This window comes from Candidatus Villigracilis saccharophilus (genome assembly GCF_016711665.1).
Window position 1 is genome coordinate 20836 of the sequence record NZ_JADJSO010000028.1, and the last position, 18598, is coordinate 39433.

17 protein-coding genes are annotated in these 18598 nt (G+C 49.9%); 6 read left to right on the forward strand and 11 right to left on the reverse strand.

What is annotated here, in order from left to right:
- Positions 1 to 6: 6 nt before the first annotated feature.
- The 5 genes from IPL17_RS10610 to IPL17_RS10630 all read right to left on the reverse strand — a co-directional run bounded on the left by IPL17_RS10610 (position 7) and on the right by IPL17_RS10630 (position 4395).
- Complete coding sequence (locus IPL17_RS10610; protein WP_345307062.1) at positions 7 to 519, reverse strand: zinc ribbon domain-containing protein; 513 nt, start codon at positions 517 to 519, stop codon at positions 7 to 9.
- An 11-nt stretch (positions 520 to 530) separates the two neighbouring features.
- Positions 531 to 1109 (reverse strand): TlpA disulfide reductase family protein, encoded by a 579-nt coding sequence (locus tag IPL17_RS10615; RefSeq protein ID WP_345307063.1) that lies wholly within the window; start codon positions 1107 to 1109, stop codon positions 531 to 533.
- An 83-nt stretch (positions 1110 to 1192) separates the two neighbouring features.
- A complete protein-coding gene (locus tag IPL17_RS10620) occupies positions 1193 to 1684 on the reverse strand; it encodes a cytochrome c-type biogenesis protein (protein WP_345307064.1) in 492 nt (163 codons plus the stop codon).
- A 68-nt stretch (positions 1685 to 1752) separates the two neighbouring features.
- A complete protein-coding gene (locus tag IPL17_RS10625) occupies positions 1753 to 3819 on the reverse strand; it encodes a heme lyase CcmF/NrfE family subunit (protein WP_345307065.1) in 2067 nt (688 codons plus the stop codon).
- Positions 3820 to 3900: 81 nt separating this feature from the next.
- Entirely contained in the window at positions 3901 to 4395 is a 495-nt protein-coding gene (locus IPL17_RS10630; protein ID WP_345307066.1) for a cytochrome c maturation protein CcmE, read from the reverse strand.
- Positions 4396 to 4612: 217 nt separating this feature from the next.
- Here IPL17_RS10630 and IPL17_RS10635 point away from each other — a divergent pair, with 217 nt between their 5' ends.
- Positions 4613 to 5983, forward strand: a complete 1371-nt coding sequence (locus IPL17_RS10635) for a peptidase MA family metallohydrolase (RefSeq protein ID WP_345307067.1) — start codon at positions 4613 to 4615, stop codon at positions 5981 to 5983.
- Positions 5970 to 7565: a peptide ABC transporter substrate-binding protein gene (locus IPL17_RS10640; protein ID WP_345307068.1), complete on the forward strand. Its 1596-nt coding sequence runs from the start codon at positions 5970 to 5972 to the stop codon at positions 7563 to 7565. Before IPL17_RS10635 ends, IPL17_RS10640 begins: the two co-directional genes overlap by 14 nt.
- A gap of 64 nt (positions 7566 to 7629) precedes the next feature.
- Here IPL17_RS10640 and IPL17_RS10645 read toward each other — a convergent pair whose 3' ends face one another.
- Positions 7630 to 8550 carry a LysM peptidoglycan-binding domain-containing protein gene (locus tag IPL17_RS10645; RefSeq protein WP_345307069.1) on the reverse strand — a complete coding sequence of 307 codons (921 nt, stop codon included), beginning with the start codon at positions 8548 to 8550 and terminating at the stop codon, positions 7630 to 7632.
- Positions 8551 to 8592: 42 nt separating this feature from the next.
- Between IPL17_RS10645 and IPL17_RS10650 the strand changes: the two genes are divergently transcribed.
- A complete protein-coding gene (locus IPL17_RS10650; RefSeq protein ID WP_345307070.1) occupies positions 8593 to 9576 on the forward strand; it encodes an aldo/keto reductase in 984 nt (327 codons plus the stop codon).
- Between the two features lie 37 nt (positions 9577 to 9613).
- Here the strand turns inward: IPL17_RS10650 and IPL17_RS10655 are convergent, their stop codons facing one another.
- From IPL17_RS10655 to IPL17_RS10675, 5 genes are all read right to left on the reverse strand, one after another.
- On the reverse strand, positions 9614 to 11035 hold the full coding sequence (locus IPL17_RS10655; RefSeq protein WP_345307071.1) for an FAD-dependent thymidylate synthase: 1422 nt from the start codon (positions 11033 to 11035) through the stop codon (positions 9614 to 9616).
- 123 nt (positions 11036 to 11158) lie between these two features.
- Entirely contained in the window at positions 11159 to 11503 is a 345-nt protein-coding gene (locus IPL17_RS10660; protein WP_345307072.1) for a histidine triad nucleotide-binding protein, read from the reverse strand.
- On the reverse strand, positions 11496 to 12638 hold the full coding sequence (locus tag IPL17_RS10665; protein ID WP_345307073.1) for a hypothetical protein: 1143 nt from the start codon (positions 12636 to 12638) through the stop codon (positions 11496 to 11498). The genes IPL17_RS10660 and IPL17_RS10665 overlap by 8 nt, the downstream gene beginning before the upstream one ends.
- A 66-nt stretch (positions 12639 to 12704) precedes the next feature.
- Entirely contained in the window at positions 12705 to 13859 is a 1155-nt protein-coding gene (locus tag IPL17_RS10670) for a polysaccharide deacetylase family protein (RefSeq protein WP_345307074.1), read from the reverse strand.
- A gap of 70 nt (positions 13860 to 13929) precedes the next feature.
- Positions 13930 to 15015, reverse strand: coding sequence for an inositol-3-phosphate synthase (locus IPL17_RS10675; protein WP_345307075.1), 1086 nt, complete (start codon positions 15013 to 15015; stop codon positions 13930 to 13932).
- A gap of 96 nt (positions 15016 to 15111) precedes the next feature.
- Here IPL17_RS10675 and IPL17_RS10680 point away from each other — a divergent pair, with 96 nt between their 5' ends.
- The 3 genes from IPL17_RS10680 (at position 15112) to pheA (ending at position 18588) form a co-directional block, all read left to right on the forward strand.
- On the forward strand, positions 15112 to 16377 hold the full coding sequence (locus tag IPL17_RS10680; RefSeq protein WP_345307076.1) for a GAF domain-containing sensor histidine kinase: 1266 nt from the start codon (positions 15112 to 15114) through the stop codon (positions 16375 to 16377).
- A 150-nt stretch (positions 16378 to 16527) separates the two neighbouring features.
- A complete protein-coding gene (locus IPL17_RS10685) occupies positions 16528 to 17709 on the forward strand; it encodes a pyridoxal phosphate-dependent aminotransferase (protein WP_345307077.1) in 1182 nt (393 codons plus the stop codon).
- A gap of 66 nt (positions 17710 to 17775) precedes the next feature.
- Positions 17776 to 18588, forward strand: a complete 813-nt coding sequence (pheA, locus tag IPL17_RS10690; protein WP_345307078.1) for a prephenate dehydratase — start codon at positions 17776 to 17778, stop codon at positions 18586 to 18588.
- Positions 18589 to 18598 lie beyond the last annotated feature (10 nt).

Sequence of the window (18598 nt, forward strand, 5' to 3'; positions counted from 1 at the left end):
AATTTGTTATAAAGATTTTCCGCACGAAGGGCAGAATTTATCAGTGATCAAAACGGGCTTGCCGCATTTGGGGCAGAACCCGGCGGACTTGCTTTTGTGTTCCTTGCGGCGCGCGGCGATCATCGATTCGAGGTCATCATCATTAACATTCAACTCAGGTGTTGATGTTGATTTCACCGCTTGCGCCGCAGCGGCGGCTTTTTCAATACGCGCCTCCGCCCGTATTGCAGAGGTGGCTGCCGGTGCGAGTTCATCGAGCTTGCGCAGGATCTCCGCGCCTTTTTTTAAAAGGAATGCGCGTTGGTCGGGATATTCCCCGGCGGGGATCTTTCCGAGGTTGAAATCGAAATCAAGTTCCTGCAAAGAGTTGATCACGCGGTCACGTTCCGCTTTTAAGGCAGAGACTTCGAGGGTTTCGTTCGTGTTAAGACGGCGCGCGCGCGCTGTGAAGGGCATGTATAAATAAATGCCGACCATGATGACTACTGCGAGAATTAGAAAAATTGAACCGAGTTCCATGTATGTTTTCCCTACTCAACACTATCAATTACAGATTTGATCTCATCGACAGAAGTAAACGGTCCGATCTTGACGTTGCGCAAGATGCCTTCACGGTCTATGAGATAAGTTTCAGGTACGCCCATCTGGCGGTTTAAAATGCTGGAGATGTTGGATTTTAGATCGGGCGCATTGGGGAAGCTGATGCTGAATTTCGTGAGATATTCATTTGCGCCTGCGGGTGTATCCACATAATCCACACCGACGAAGACCACATCCCCGCGGTCTTTATAGAACTGCCAGGCTTCCTGTAGATCGGGCGCTTCCTGTTCGCAGGGTTTGCACCATGAAGCCCAGATGTTGATCAAAACGATCTTGCCTTGCAGGTCAGAGAGTTTCATCTCTGTGGTCCCGTTGTATTCATAACCCTCATAAAAAACAAGGTTGAAATCAGGTACGGGTTCTCCAATGATCGCCATTGGGTTTTGGGCGCGTCTCAGTCCAAAAGCCACCAATGCGAGCAGTCCTACAACAAATACCCAAATAATGACCTGTGTCCAGACCGGCACGCCGTGTTTTGCGTTTGTTGTTTCTTTTGTTTCTTCCGTCATAACATTCTCCGTGTAAAGAAAAGTAAGACCTGACAGGTTATCGCATTTCCCTGAAACCTGTCAGATCTGTTACCTTATTTGATCTATTTTTGTTTCTTCACTTCTTCTTCGAAGCGGGCAACGTAATCATCTTTTTGTGATGAAGGTTCGCTTCCCTCTTCACCCAAATCTGTTGCAGCGTCCTTTGGAGTCGTCCACTCTTTGAGCGAGCGGAACAGGATGATCGCGCCTGCAAGGATGATCAGCGGCGGAACGATATAGATGATGTAGTTGAATTTTGTGGTCACCGGCGGCGCGGATAAGACCCGATCGCCGAATTGATCGACAAAATATTGCAGGATCTCATCTTCTGTTTTGCCTTCCGCCAGCATTCCGCGGATCTGTTCGCGCCAATCACGGCAGGCTTCAGTTGGGCAGACATCCAGCGGTGTGTTCTGGCAGACAGGGCAGTATAGTTGATGCGCGACCGCGTTCACTTCGTCATCGGTGGGTTGATTATCCTGCGCGAATGCGGCGCCTGTGAACAGAATGCTCAGTAAAAATATAAAGAGGACTGTGTAAAAAAACTTTTTCATGAATTACTCCGGGATGTCGAAGGTCAAAAGTCGAAGGTCTTATGACCTTCGACTTTTGACCTTTTTTATTAATCCGCTGCGCTGGGTTGGTTTGCGCTTCGTGTAATACCGCGTCGGGATGTTTCCTCGGCAGGGTCACGATCAGGCCATGCCGCGAAAATGATTCCGATCAGGAAGAGCATACTGCCGATCCACAGCCAATTGACCAATGGGTTGACAAAGATCTTGAATGTCGCGCCCATGGCTGTTGTCGGCTGCCAGTCCACAAGCAGGATGTATAAATCATCTCTGAATGTGGAACGGTTGCCGGGGATGGTCATGTTCTGCTGTGAGTCAAAGTAATAGTCAATGCGTGGGGAGAGCTCACCAAGATAGATGCCGTTTTCGTACACATCAACGACTGCGCGGGTAAAGTTCACGCCTTTGCCGGCATCGTCCCAGGATGCGAGTTCGCGGTACTGCACGGTATATTCTGCGATATTTAATTCTTCGCCCTGGGCAAGCTCGCCCTGAGTTTCTTTCTGGAATATCTCAATGCCGAGAATACCGATCGCCATCAACATCATGCTGATGTGGATGATGTATCCGCCATAGCGGCGGCGGTTGCGTCCCATCAAGCGCGAGAGGGAGGTGAAGAAGTTTTCGCCCTGTGTTTTTTGTCTCGCGCGGGCGCCGCGCCAAAATTCCTGCGCGGTTACAAATAGCACCAGAGCGATCAGGAAGAAACCGATCAGCGCGATGTAATTCTTTGTGTATGTAAAGAACAGGACGATGGTCACGACCAGCGCGATCAATGCGGACTTCCACATGGCGCGTCCGAGTGTCTTGACGGTTGAATGTCCCCATGCAGAAAGCGGAGCGACACCCATCAGGAACATCAGCGCCGCGAAGATCGGAGCGGTGGCGCGTTCATAGAATGGCGGACCAACGGTCACTTTTTGACCTGTGAACAGTTCCGAGACGAGCGGGAAGATCACACCCCAGAAGCAGATCACGAGTACGCTCATGAATAGCAGGTTGTTCAAAAGGAATAACGCTTCACGCGAAAGCATGGATTTCATCTCTGTTTCGCCGCGCAGGTTCGGCCAGCGATAGATCACCAGAGCAATCGACGCCACCAGAGTGATGGATACAAATGCCATGAAGAGTGGACCGATCGGACTGTTCGCAAATGAGTGAACGGATGAAAGTACACCGGAGCGTGTCAGGAATGTCCCAAAGATAACCAGCGCGTACGTGAGGATGACGAGGATCATGTTCCAGTGTTTGAGCAAACCGCGCTTTTCCTGGATCATGACGGAATGTAAAAACGCAGTGCCAGTCAGCCAGGGCATGAAAGCCGCGATCTCGACCGGATCCCAGCCCCAATAACCACCCCAGCCGAGTACATCGTAAGCCCAGCGTCCGCCGAGTACGAGACCAAAGGAGAGGAAGAGCCAGGCCCACAAAGACCAGCGGCGGGTGAGACGGATCCAGCGGTCATCGGTGCGGCCTGTGATGAGTGCGGCCATGGCGAAGGCATACGGGATCACGTAAGAGACAAAGCCAAGATAAAGCATGGGCGGATGAATGACCATGCCCGGGTGGCGCAGGAGCGGGTTTAATCCGTTCCCATCCTGCGGCGTAAAGATGGTCGCAAGCGCGGGTTGGAACATGTGCGGTTCCACATTGCCGGCGACGAGCCAGAAGCGTGTGAATGGGTTTTCGTAAAAGACCACGAGACCGAGGAAGAACATCAGTGTGACGGAACACACCATGATCACCCAGGGCAGGAATTCGATGTCGCGATCCCATTTGCGCAAGGTGACTGCTGATGCGAATGCCGAAAGAAGGAATGACCAGAACAGAAGCGATCCTGCTTGTCCGCCCCACCAGGCTGTGATCTTGAGGTAGGTGGGCATACTGCGGCTGGTCACTTCATATACAAATGAAACTTCGTAATGATCGTTGACCAGCATATAGATCAACGAAAGGGCGGCGATGGAAATCAGCGGGAAGGTGAGCAGCATGGCGCGGCGCGCGCTTTCCACCAGGGCGGTGGATTTTTTTGTGGCTCCATAAACCGCCGCAACTACACTGTAGAATGCGACCAGAAAACTTGCAAAGGTAATACCATATCCAAATTCTGCGATCATAAGATATCCTTCTTTAATAGACCCTAAGATGATTCTCTATAAAATAAAACCTGACAGGCAGAAACCTGTCAGGGTGTTTTCCTAATACCCTGAACCAGCGGCTTCTGCCTGTTCAGGTACTGCTTCGTTATATTTGGTTGGACATTTGAGCAAAAGTTCATCGGCATAGAAGACGCCGTTGTCGCTCAGTTTGCCGGTCATGATCGCCTGTGCTTCACCGCGCAGAAGGTCTGGTTTGGGACCGGTATAAACGACTGTGATGCGCTGGCGGCTCGGGTCGTTGACAGCCTGATAAAGCACTTCAGCCAGTCCGCCTTGCGCTTCGATCTCGGCGTTATCGCCGGAGACATGCGCCACATCGAATTGAAGCGCGAGTGTCTGGGAATCATATTGGATCGTGTCACCGAGCACGGCGCCGGAAAGACGCATGCTCTTGCCGACAGCCGATGAGCCTTCAGCCTTGATCTCGTCAACGGTCATGAAATATTCAGCGCTGGCCTGGGTGGATGAGACGATCAGGTAGACTACCGCCGCGAGGATCAGTAATCCGCCGAGAATGAATTTGGTACGTTGCATGGTTCCTCCAAATAAGTTCGTAGATCGCAGACTTTCACGCCTGCCGAAATACTAGTTCAAAATTTAACAATCTATGTTGATTTTACATACTGACATTAAACCATGCTGAGATTTCTGGGTGGATGAATGTACCTAAAACATCCCTATTTTGTCATATATATATGCAAGTTGATTTTGATGATATATTGGGCAGGATCACGAAAAGGAGTTTATTTGTATGCGAGCAAAGTTAACCTTGTTTTTTCTGTTATTGGGGCTGTTCATCATGCCCGTTCAAAATGCCTTCGCCGCCCCGTATGCCGATGTGACGAATAATAAAGTAACTTTTTCATTTCCAGAGACAGCCACATTTTCAGCGGCACTCTCCGCGGATGCGAATATTACTTCGGTCATTCTGGAATATGGAAACGAACAGCAGACCTGCGGTGAAGTGATCGCAAAAGCGTATCCTCAATTCACGCCCGCGAAAAATTCAGATGTTGAATGGACATGGGATATGCGCCAGAGCGGCTCGCTTCCCCCGGGCGCATCCCTGTGGTGGCGCTGGCGTTACACCGATGAAGCCGGCAAGGAATACCTGAGTGAGATACAGACCGCCACATGGCTTGACGATACGCACAAGTGGCAGACCCTTACCAGCGGCTTTTTGCGTTTGCATTGGTATGAAGGCGATAAGTCGTTCGCGCAGGACTTGTTGAATGCCGGCTTGCAGGGTTTATCTCGCAACGAACAGCAGGCGGGTCTCGTTGCAGATGCGCCCATTGATGTTTATGTTTATGCCAGTTATGAGGATCTGCGTGATTCGATTTTGTTTGAGCCGGCGTGGACGGGTGGTTCCGCCTATGCGGAACATAACATCGTCATTGTCGGACTCTCACAGAACGACTCGGAATATGACCGCAACGTGGTCATCCATGAATTGACCCATGTGCTGATCGGTCACTTTACATTTTCCTGCTTGAACGACATGCCCTCCTGGCTGGAGGAAGGTCTTGCTGTTTACAGCGAAGGTAAATTGGATTCCAACTCCCAGGATCAATTTGACCAGGCGATTAAAAATAATGACCTGTTGTCTGTTCGTTCTTTGAACAGTGGTTTCTCTGAAGAATTTTCCAAAGCAACCTTGTCTTATAGCCAGTCATTCAGTCTTGTCGAATTTTTGATCGAAACATACGGGCAGGATAAAATGACCCAGCTGCTTGGTGCTCTGCGGGATGGAGGCGAGATCGAATCTGTCCTCCTCCGCTTATATGGGTTTGACATTGACGGACTCGAAGACGCCTGGCGGGAATCGATCGGGGCTGCGCCTCGGGCTGTTTCTGCGCAACCGACATCCCAGCCCACCCCGACGCATGTCCCAACCATCGTTCCAGTCTCTGGCGGATCTTTAATAGTGACACCAACGCCGTACGCGATCCCAACTTCCACCATCAATGGCGGACAGTCAACACGGACAGGTCCGCCAATTTGGATGACCTTATCTCTGCTTGGTTTTTGTTGTGTGCTCGGGTTGATCATCGGTGTCTTCGTGATCGGTATGATCGTACGTACACAGAATGCAAAGGCGAGGAAAAATGATCAAGCGTAATAATCTTTTCATAAACATCTTTATCGGATTCTTCGCCGCGCTATTCATTACCGCCAGCGCGAATCCTGCCCCGGCGTGGCAAAATGATATTCCGCTGGAGCAAGCCCTCGTTCTGGCAGGAGGCGAGACAACCAATCCGCGTGAATATGATCCCGCCACCACGCATGGTTCAGGCGATAAGCTGATCTACAGCGGATTGGTATCCTTCGACCCCAATTTAAATCTCACCCCAGACCTTGCTGAAAGGTGGAAAGTGAGCAGTGACGGCACAGTCTATACTTTTTATTTGCGTTCAAATGCAAAATTTCATAATGGCCGCGCTGTTACCGCGCAGGATGTCCTGTATTCATGGGAGCGCGCTGTCAGCCCGGAATTGGCGTCGGATACCGCGCTGACCTATCTCAGCGATATTGTTGGCGTGCGGGAAATGGCTGCGGGGCAGGCTGACCATATCAGCGGATTACAGGTCATTGATGATCTTACGCTGCAGGTGACCATTGATGCGCCAAAACCATATTTTGCTTTGAAACTCACTTATCCAACCTCGTTTGTGGTGGATAAGAACAATGTGGAAAAGGGCGGCGAATGGTTCCGCGAGCCGAACGGGACAGGTCCCTATCAACTCATCGAGTGGACAAGTTTTGAGCGCATCGTCTATCAGGCGAATCAGGATTTTTATCTTGGCGCTCCATCCATTCCCTATGTGATCTTAAATTTATACGCAGGCGACCCGCAGCGTTTATATGAATCAGGCGAGGTGGATATCACAGGCGCATATTCGATCGAGCGTTTTCTTGATCCCACAGAGCAGCTTCATAATGAACTGCTTAGCGGCGTTGAACTATGCACAAGCTATGTTTTCTTCGATACCACCCGTCCGCCCTTCGATGATGTCAATGTGCGCAAAGCCTTCAGCATGGCTTTCAACCGCCAGCAATATATTGATATTGTCATGGGTGGACACGCCCTGCCTGCCGTGGGCATCTATCCGCCCGGCCTGCCCGGTTTTAGTTATGACTTGAAGGGACTGCCCTACGATCCTGCCCAAGCGCGCGAGTTGCTTAAGGCATCCAAATATGGCGGCGCGCAGGGATTGCCTCCCATTGTTTATACCAATGGCGGTATTGGAAGCACGATTAGCGCGGATGTGTCTGCGATGGCGGAAATGTGGCAAAAAAACCTCGGCGTGACGATCACCGTTGAAAACATTGAGCCCAATTTTTATTTTGATCAGATCTATGCGGGCAATCACGGTCAATTGTTTCAAGGCGGCTGGTGCGCAGATTATCCCGACCCGGAAAATTTCGCCGATGTGCTGTTTCATACGGGTTCAAATCAAAATAGCGGCGGATATTCCAACCCTGCGCTGGATGCCCTTTTAGAACAGGCGCGTGTCGAGCAGGATGTGACAGCACGAATTGCTTTGTATCAACAGGCTGAACAAATGATTGTGGATGATGCCCCCGTACTTTTCACCACGCACCCATTATCCTATCAACTCGTCAAGCCTTACATAAAGGGATACATTTTTACACCCATTGATATCCCAATCGAAAGATACATGTGGCTGGAAGGGAAATAATAGCACCTCCCCCAAATGCGATGGACTTTGCATTTGGGGGAGGTGTCACGAAGTAACGGAGGGGCTACGGTCTGGTTTCAACAAAAAACTCCACTGCATCGATCTCTGCGCCGAGGCTTGATACGAAAAAGCTGAAAGAGATACTTCCCCCGGGCTGTATCGCTCCGCCTTCCCAACGTTTCATCCCAACTACAATGCCATATTTGTCATAAGCCACAGCCACGACCCGAACTTGTGTTGCGGCTGATGATTCTGCCGGCAGGAGGATCTGTCCGCTGAGTTGGGCGGTGCGTCCATTGATCTGCGCAATGGATTTTTGGATCGCAGCTGGCAGATAACGCGGATTATTTAAAGGAAGTTGATTTGCACTAAGCACTTGAACCTGAATGGAATATTTCGCGGGAATCTTAGAGTCAAAATAAATATATACAGGCAAAGACGAGCGTGGCGGAATAATATCCAATGGCGCGAACGCGGTTTGACTTGCCAGCGAGGTATTATTTTCATCAAGTAATGTGATCTGCGCGGAGACATTCTCAATTAATTCATCTGTGTTATTTTGGATCAGTGCAAGACACCACAAGCCGCCATCTGCTGACGGGTGGCAAACTGTCTGGGTGACTGGAGCAGGCACGGGCGTGGGGGTGAACGCCCCCGCAGGGACAGCAGAATTGTCGGGGATGAGCAATGTTGACCCGATGACCATGCTGTTCGGAGAGACATCAGGATTCGCCGCTCTTAGTTCATCCTGCGAGATATTGAATTGCTCGGCGAGTTTGCTGATCGTGTCGCCTGATTTCACTGTGTAAATATGAGGCGTGGATGTTGGGAGCGGCGTGTCATTAATAATGATCACATTGGGCGTGGAGGTAAGGCTGGGTGTGGAAGTGATGTAAGATACAGGTGCAGCAGGCGGTCTGCTTTGTATCGTCTGTGGTGTGCATGCGGAGATAAAAAATGCACAGATCAATATTAGATTACGCATTCAATGATTATAATGGACGCATAAAATTTCTCTGGAGGAACAATGAAATATCGTTATCTTGGCAGGACGGGAATTCAGGTCAGTGAACTTTCTTTTGGCTCATGGGTTACATTTCATAATCAGGCGGGTGTGAAGTCCGCTGTGGAAATGATGGCTGCGGCGTATGACGCGGGTGTGAACTTTTTTGATAACGCCGAAGTGTACGCCGGCGGAAAATCTGAATCGGTGATGGGCGAAGCACTTAAAGAATTGAAGTGGCGTAGAGGCAGTTATCTGGTCTCCACAAAATTCTATTGGGGTCTGCACGATGGTGTGAACGAAAAGAACACCCTTAATCGTAAACGCCTGATCGAAGGCATTGATGATTCGCTTAAAAGATTTCAGCTGGATTATGTGGACCTGATCTACTGTCACCGTCCCGATCAGACCACGCCCATCGAAGAGACCGTTTGGGCAATGCATAATATTGTTGAATGGGGCAAAGCCATGTATTGGGGCACATCGGAATGGTCGGCTTCCGAGATCATCGAAGCGATCCAAATTGCAGAACGTCATCACCTGCACAAACCGGTCGTTGAACAACCGCAATACAATTTGTTTGAGCAGGGACGTATGCAGGGCGACTATGTCCGCTTTTATAAGGAATATGGCTACGGCTCCACGATCTGGAGTCCGCTGGCTTCTGGTCTGCTGACTGGTAAATATAATAACGGCATCCCCTCTGACAGTCGCGGCGCGCTCAAAGGCTATGAATGGTTAAAAAATAGTTTGACCAATGAGCAAAAACTAGCCAAGGTTGCAGAACTGGATTTGATCGCTAAGGAAATTGGCTGTACTCTTTCGCAACTTGCGCTGGCATGGTGTTTGAAGAATCCATTTGTCAGCACTGTCATTACAGGTGCGAGCCGTGTGGAGCAGGTACATGAAAATATGAAAGCGGCAAATGTGGTTGACAGGATCACACTAGAAGTGCTTGAAAAGATCGATGCGGTTTTTGGGGTCAAAACAGAAGAAGACGGCGATTAAAACGTAGGGGCGGAGCATTGCTCCGCCCCTACAATATCTATACCTGCGTGAAATAATTTTCTTCCACCTGTTCCCAGGTCTCATCATGTAACTTCATATACTTCGTTAACAGCGGATGCACGCGCGCCATCTCTTCGTACATTTTTTGCGCCACCCTGCGGATCGAAAAATGCGCGTTGGCCGCGCTCCGCAATTGGCAGAACGCGAATGCTTCGCGCAAATTGAATTGAGCCAGTACGCGCCGATTGAATCCATTGGGGACGATATATTGTGCGACATCGGGATTGAACGCATACAATTTCTCGTACATTTGAATCGCGGATTGCATCGCCGCTTCATACTTTAACCCGAAGCCTGCTTCTGTTACGAGGCGCGGAATTGTGTACCCCAGCCGTGTAGACAGTCTCTGCGGTGTCTGGGTCATCATGCGGTGACGTTTAAATTCGGCGTACGCGCCTTGATCCATAATGATGTCAAACGTGTATGTGCTGTATTCCAACTCACGCAACGGTACATCGTAGCGGCTTAAGCGCTTGAGTAATGTGTCTGCCAGTTCAGCTTTCTCTGACTCTGATAATGCTTCGATATAAGTCAGCGCATTCGTAAATGACATTTCATTGAAGCGATACAACGTGGCCGCAAGGATTTTCTTTTCGCCGTCTTTGTCGTAGTCGATCAAAGAACACCAATCCGCCCGATCATTGTTCACTGTCCACTGTCCACTGTCCACTGATGACTGCAATTCTTTCACTGTTTCAACAAAATAAGGAACCGCGTCCGCATATTTAACCAATGTCGGCGTTTCAGCTTTGGCAACTTCCTTCATCTTCTCGCCGATCTGACGCACTTCCGCGAGCGGGTGGGAGAGCATTTTGCGGATGATCATTTCAACCACGCGCGCGTTGGCGGTCATGCCGACATTCGCATTCGCGGCGGCGGGCAGGATGAAGCGGCATCTGTCCACGTATTGCGAGCGGATGCGGCGGTCATATCCTTCGTCACTTTCATTCTCGCGGCGCGGGGATCTCTCTAAGATGAGATTCTTTACCGGGTCAAGCGACTCAGCATAGGTCGAGAAGAGGAAGCGTACAGTGTCGACGAATTCGTCCCGTAGTGGAAGTCCGTCCAGTTCAGGTGGAATCGTGAAATCAGCCTGTCCCCATTTTTGGTAGCGTGTGGATTTTTCTGTATAGGATGCCAATCGGCTGCTTTCGATCGTTTCGATGGCGATGCGCGAAACATTTTCAAATGCAAAATGCAAAACCGCATGTTCCGCCACCGAAGCGTGGCCATAGCCCACAACCCATTTCTCGTGGAACTGGGCAGACTTTTCATCACTTAGTTCTGCCGCGATCTCGCGAAAGGATTCAGGCGCGCGGGATGTTTTTGCGAACGCGACCGCGATGGTCTCTGGACTGAGCGCGCGCGGGGAAAGCAGGTAAATTTCTCGTTCAGGCATAAGACGACTCCTCGTAAATGTTGGGGTGCAAAATCTCCAGACTTTGCTTGACACGGTCGGGAGATGCTAGACTCCGTTTTATAAAAAAGCGACCAGCCGATTTTCCGCTGATCGCCATGTATTTTATCCCATTGGATGTTTCATGGGCGCGCCGCCCAAAAGATGCAGGTGGATGTGAAAGACGGTCTGCCCGGCATGTGCGTTCGTATTAATGATCAGACGATAGCCGTCTTCCGCAATGCCTTCCTGTGAAGCGATTTGTTTTGCCGTGGTGAAGAGATGACCGATCAATGGTTCGTCGTCATTTGCAAGCAAGTTGACAGAATCAATATGTCTGTTCGGAACAAGAAGGATGTGTGTTGGCGCGGCAGGGTTCAGATCGCGGAAGGCTGTGACCTGCTCATCGCGGAATACAGTGGTGCTTGGAATGTCACCTTTGATGATCATGCAAAAAATACAATCAGACATGAGAGACCTCCATTTGTTGGTTATGGGGTTGGCAGGGGACCATATTCTGCCCTGCATACGCCTCGTAATATTCAACTTCTTTGGCTTTATTCGCTTCAGCATATGCCGCGGCTTCCTTGCCGGAAGCGCGGACTGCGTCAATTGCATCAAGCGCTTCGTCTGATGAATAACGCGGGATGGTCATCAATGGGTCGTTGATCAACGCTTCTGGGAGATGGCTGGGGCGCTCAGGATCAACTTCATCAGCAAGCGGTACCCAGTTGTACATCACCGGTCCGCGCGAGTTGGATGTGAAGCCAAGCTGGTAGCCTAGTTGACGGGCTGCCTGGATGGGGCGCACACCAAATCCGCCGTTAGGCCAGATAAAGGCATACGGAGTCTTGGCAAAATGTTCGGCAAATGCCGAGAGCGAGCCGTCCAGTTCGCGTGTGATGATCGCCTTTGAAGATTCCTCGGATAATGTGATATCCGCGCTAACTCCCAGTGCTTGATGATCCACAAATTTTTCCCTTTCCAATGCCATGTTTTCTTCCCATAAAGTATCCGGGATCTCGGCTTGACTCGGCCATGCATTAACGACTGTCCATCCCCAGTTATTCCAATATTCACGGAAGTATCTTGCGTAATATTGCGCATCGTAATTGCCATCCTGGATGATCAAAACAGAACGGGGCGGGATCTTAATATTTTGCTCCATAAAGAACAGGAATTTTTTTGTGGGGATCGCTTCAAAGCCCTGGACTTTGAGCTGCTGCATGATCTTTTGGAATTCGATCAGGGCAATACTTTCCGGGTCTCCGGTTGGGCTGTTGGTGATGTTGTGGAAGTAGATCACCATGACGACCGTGCCGGGTTCGGCATTCAGCGGATTCCATCTATTCTTTAAATATTTACAGATTTCTTCGACATACGTACGCGGCTTGTCCAGCGGATTTAAATACTGGGATTGATAGATGGCAGGAAGTTCAGGCGTTGGATTCGTTTGACCAGTCTGTGTGACAGCAGTTTCAGTTGGATCGGTTGTTTGCGAAGGGCTGGTCGTAAATGCTTCGCATGAGATAAGAATGAAGATCAGGGTCAGGACACTCGCAACTCGGTAGAGGATATGTTTTGTGTTGGATACTTGCTTTATCATGATGTTGATTGTAAACGATATTCAATTATGTCAGGATGCTCGGGATTTTGATTGAAGGTTTCGTTATTACGGCATGCCTGGAATGGAACCCAACGTCGGAGCGCAGACAATATCATAATATTCCAACTCGGTGGCTTTGTTTTGTTCAGCGTATGCGGCGGCATCATTCCCCATGATACGGATGGTATCCAATGCTCCGAGTACCTGGGTGGGCCAGTAACGCGGCAAGGTTAGCCGTGGATCATTAACCGGGCCTTCAGGAATGAAAGCTGGACGTCCCGCGTCTGGCGCATCTGCGAGCGGAATCCAGTTGAACATGATCGGTCCACGCGGATTGACGGTGAATCCGACACGATAGCCGACCTCCCGCGCAATCTGCGCGCCGCGCGGCGTGAATCCACCGCCCGGCCAGATATAGGCGACAGGCGTTTTTTCGAAATATTTTTTCAGGTTGTCGATCGAGCCTTGCAGTTCGCTGCGGATGAACTCATCCGTTGAATTGGGACTGATGTTGATGTTGTGGATCACGCCATGCGCCTGATAATCCACCCAGCCTTCTTTGGAGAGAACAACATTTTCCTGGAGGAATTGGTCATCCGCGCCAAATGCGCTGATCCAGCCATTGATCACCGGCCAACCCCACTGTTCATAATACGGGCGGAAATGTTCAAAGGCTTCAGCAGTATGCCTGTCATCGTAAGTCAATACCACCGAGCGCTTGGGGATTGGCGCGTTGCTGTCCAGAAAATCTGCAAGCTGCGTGGCGTTAATAGCTTCGAATCCAAGCTCCTTGAGGCTGCCCATTAATTTATCAAAATCTTTCACTGTGATGTCGTTGGCATCCAGAGAACTTGAGTCTTTGTTGATGCCGTGGAACATGATCACTAATACGATCGTGCCGGGCGCGGCATTATTGGGATCCCATTTGGCTTTGAGGTACTGACATGAATCCTGGATATACGTGTGAGGTGTATCCAGAGGATGCAATACAGTTGTTGTAAAGGCAGATGGTAACGCAGGCGGTGTGCGTGGAACGGTTGCAGTGGGAATGGGAGTTTCAGTTGGAATTAATGTAGAGGTTGGAACGTTGATCTGAGCGAAGGCTGTTTCTATCGCTGCGGTCATTACGATCCCCGGGTCGGCAGTGGCTGCTGCGGGTTGGCAGGCTGCCAACAGGACAGCAAGCAGGCCGAGGTTAAGAATGAAGCGAATTTTTTCCATATGTCAAATTCTACCTGAAAAAAAGAGACGTCTGCTTATGCAAACGTCTCTCTAATCACTGATTTATCTTTTATTCGTCGCTTCTGCCTGAGACGAAATCTTCCACTTTATCACGGCAGATATCGTCACGGAACTGTTGCGGCGGGGTCTTGAAGAAATAAGAGGATGGTCCAACGATGGGGCCGGCGAGCTCGCGGTCAAGTGCGATCTTGGCGCAGCGCACAGCGTCAATCATCACGCCTGCGGAGTTGGGACTGTCCCACACTTCAAGTTTTAATTCCAAGTTGAGCGGGACATTGCCGAAGGTGGTGCCTTCCATACGGATGTAACACCACTTGCGGTCGGTCAGCCACGGCACATGGTCACTTGGCCCAACGTGGACATTATCCTTGCCCATATCGTAGGGTACCATGCTTGTGACCGCGTTGGTCTTTGAGATCTTCTTGCTTTCAAGACGTTCGCGTTCGAGCATGTTGAGGAAATCGGTGTTGCCGCCAAAGTTAAGTTGATAAGTGCGGTCGATCTTCACGCCTCTATCTACGAACAGGCTGGTCAGCACGCGATGAACGATCGTTGCCCCGACCTGACTCTTGATGTCATCTCCGAGAATGGGCAGGCCTGCGTCGCGGAAGCGCTTGCCCCAATATTCAGAGGATGCGATAAATACAGGAATGGCATTAACAAATGCGCAGCCCGCTTCAAGCGCCTGTTCCACATACCACTTCGTCGCCATTTCAGAGCCAACAGGCAGGAAGTTGATGATGACATCCGTTTTTGTTTCTTTAAGCAGTTTGACGATGTCCGCGGTAGGACCGGGTGCCTTGGTGATGATCTCACTTAAATATTTGCCAAGACCATCATGGGTCATGCCGCGCACGACCGGGGCGTTGAGGTGAGGAACTTCTGAAAACTTGAATGTATTATTTGGCTCGGCGAAAATGGCTTCTGAAAGATCCTTGCCGACTTTGTTTATGTTTACGTCAATGGCGAGGGTGAATTCAATATCTCCGACATGATACTCGCCGAGTTGTGTGTGCATAATGCCGGGGATGGTCTCATCCTGTTTGGCGTTCTTGTAAAACTGAACACCCTGAACCAGCGACGATGCGCAATTTCCCACGCCAATAATGGCGACACGTACTTTTCTGTTTGCCATAACAAATCTCTCCTTGATATTTAATTGCAATTTTATGTATTTGCCAACCTGTATTCCAGATAGACCCGTGATGTATAATCTTACTATAGGCTAGCCATGGTTGTGGATCAATCGAAACTCCTTAAACGCCTCCTTGAAGTAACGCGTAATCTTGGTACATCCGTGGACCTTGAGACTTACTTGCGTTCCATTTTATCTGCCGCCTCTGAATTGACCGAGAGCGAGAGCGCGTCATTAATGGAGTACGATGAGATTTCACGCGAACTTACTTTTAAGTATGTGCCGTGGTTCCATCGGGATGCCATCAGCTCCGCAAGAATTCCTTTAGATTTAAGCGCGGCTGGCTGGGCTTTTCTGAATATCAAACCGCTGATTATCAACGATGTAAAGAATGACAGCCGTCATTATAGCAAAATTGATGAACTGGCCGGCTTCACGACCCGCTCCCTTTTGGCTGTTCCACTTTTATTGCACGGAAAACCTGTTGGGGTCTTTGAGGTTTTCAACAAGAAGAATGAATCGTATTATACCGAGGATGATATCGCTCTTCTTGAAGCCTTGTCTGCGCTTGCCACGACGGCTATGCAAAATGAGATCCTTGAAGGCAATGTCATTTCATATCAAAGCGAGGCGCGTGATCTTGACCGCTTGAAGAATGAATTTATCGCGATCACTTCCCATGAATTGCGCACGCCGCTTGGGTTGATCCTCGGGCATTCGACGTTTTTGCGCGAATTGATCGGTGATAAACATCAAGAACAGGTGGATGCGATCATTCGCAATGCCACCAGGCTAAAAGAGATCATTGAGAGCCTGTCCAGCGTTGATAATTATCAAACAGGCGGTGCGCGCATTCGTCAGCGGAAAATTTCCATTGCGCGCGTCATCGAAGACGTTGTCGCTTCGTTTCGTGAAATGGCCTTACAGAAAAATATCACACTAAAGGTGATGCTGGCGGGTGGTCAGGAACTTTTTGTAGATGCAGATGGCAGCAAAGTAGCGATCGCGCTGAGCAACCTTTTAAAGAATGCAATTACATTCACCAACCAAGGCGGGCATGTCATCATTCATAGTGAGCTTCAATCCAAGTTTGTGAAAGTGAGTATTGAGGATGATGGCGTCGGCATTCCCGCCGAAGAACTGCCGCATGTGTTTGACAGATTCTATCAGGTTGAATCGCATCTGACGCGCAAACATGGCGGCATGGGACTTGGATTGTCTGTGGCAAAAGTGATGATAGAAATGCATGGCGGGCGTATTTGGGCAGAAAGCACCGAGGGCATTGGAAGCACCTTCACATTTCTTTTGCCAGTCAAGTTGAAAATTGACGAGGCGGAGCACATCCAACCGTTTGCGGAATAAGATTATTTTTGATGACCATTTATCCCGTCAAATCAGTTGACGGGATTTTTGTTTATTTGATACACTCACGCCCATTAATTCCCATGTCATTGCGAGCCGCGCTTTTGCTCTTCTGCGGCGAAGCAATCTCCACTTAAATTGGAAACCATCATGCAAAGCATCAATACACAATTTGACCTTATTCGCCAATCCGCTACGGTCGCCATGGCCGACCGCATCCTTGCGCTTAAAGCCAGTGGAAAAAATATCGTCGGCCTGCAAGTGGGTGACCCTGATTTCGGGACTCATCCCGCCATTGCCGATGCGGCTTTCAAAGCGATGCAAGCCGGGCTCACTCATTACGGTCCCTCGCGCGGCTACCCCGACCTGCGAGCTGCTGTTGCAAACAAGCTGATCCGCGACGAAGGCATCACCTACGACCCCGCCTCCGAAATCCTCATTACGCACGGCGGCATTCACGCTTATTATCTCGCCATGCAATCCATTCTCAACCCTGGTGATGATGTATTGATTCCAGACCCTTCATGGGCGACTCATTCGAACATGGCCATCATGCTGCGTGGAAAGGTGATCCGCGTCTCTGCCCCCGCCGAAAATGGATTTATCCCCTTCTTCGACTCATGGCTGAAAGCTTTGACTCCCAAAACCCGGGTCATTGTGCTGAACTATCCCTCCAACCCGACGGGCGCATACCCTACCCGCGAGTATCTGCAAAAGCTGCAAGACTTTGCGAAAGAACACAGCCTGTGGATCGTCAGCGATGAAGTGTATGGAAGTTTATATTATGAAGAGAGACCCACATCCGCAGCAGCGATTGACGGCGCGAAGGAACGCACGCTCATCGTGAACAGCCTTTCCAAATCCTATGCGATGACGGGTTGGCGGGTTGGTTTCCTCGCTGCGCCTGCTCACATTATTGAGAACGCCTTGAAGGCAGGGCAGAACTCCATTACTTGTGTAGCTCCCTTCATTCAAAAGGCCGCCGCCTTTGCGTTGACCGACCCCGCCATGCAGGATGTCACTGCCGAGATGCGTGCTGGATATGCAAGGAGACGCAATCTGGTGCTGCGTCTCTCGCATGAACTGGAATGTGAAAAAGTTAAAGTGATTCCTCCGCAAGGTGCTTTCTATTTCTTCCTCGATCTGCGTGCTTTGAAGATGTCATCGGTGGAGATGTGTGAAAAGATTCTGGATGAAGTCGGCGTGGGGCTTGTTCCTGGCTCGGCATTCGGCGAATATGGCGAAGGCTTTATCCGCATGACGATTGCCGCTTCCGATGAAGATGTCGAAGCTGGATTTCGGAAGATCGTGGAGTGGGCTGAAAGACAATAGTCAAAAGTGATTAGCCAAAGATTTGACTCTTTCGACTTTTGACCTAAGACAAAATAAGGAGTAATCATGAAAGTATCATTCCAGGGCGAACCCGGCGCGTATTCAGAGCAGGCTGTTTTTAATTATTTTGGGAAAGTGGAAACTGTTCCATGTGAATCTTTCGATGCGATGTTCGATGCGGTTGTGTCAGGTAAAAGTGATGCGGCGCTGGCTCCCATTGAAAATTCACTGGCGGGCAGCATTCATCAAAATTATGATTTGCTTCTGCGGCATGACCTGCATATTGTGGGGGAGTACTTCCTGCGCGTGCAGCATTGTCTCATCACCAATCCGGGTGTAAAGATGGAAGATATTAAGAAGGCCATCAGCCATCCGCAGGCATTGGGTCAGTGTGCGGGATATTTGCGTTCACATGGAATCAAGGCAGAGCAGGTGTACGATACGGCGGGTAGTGTGAAGATGCTCAAAGAGTCAGGTGCGCGGGATGTGGCGGCCATTGCGTCGAAGCGGGCGGCTGAGTTGTACGGAATGCAAATCCTCCAGGAAGGCATCGAGGACAACCCGGAAAACTATACGCGTTTTCTTGCTGTCGGACGAGAATCAATTGTCCCGACGGATGATGCGAAGACTTCCATCGTATTCACGTTGAAAAATGTCCCCGGCTCATTGTTCAAGGCAATGTCCGTTTTTGCTTTGCGTGATATTGACCTGGCAAAAATTGAATCACGACCGTTGCAGGGAAGTCCGTGGGAATATCTTTTTTATATCGATCTGATCGGCTCCGTGCAGGATGAAACCGTGCAGCGCGCGCTCGATCATTTGGGTGAGTACGCGGTGATGCTGCGCGTGCTGGGGTCGTATCCACGTTTTAAGCGATAGTTCATAACCG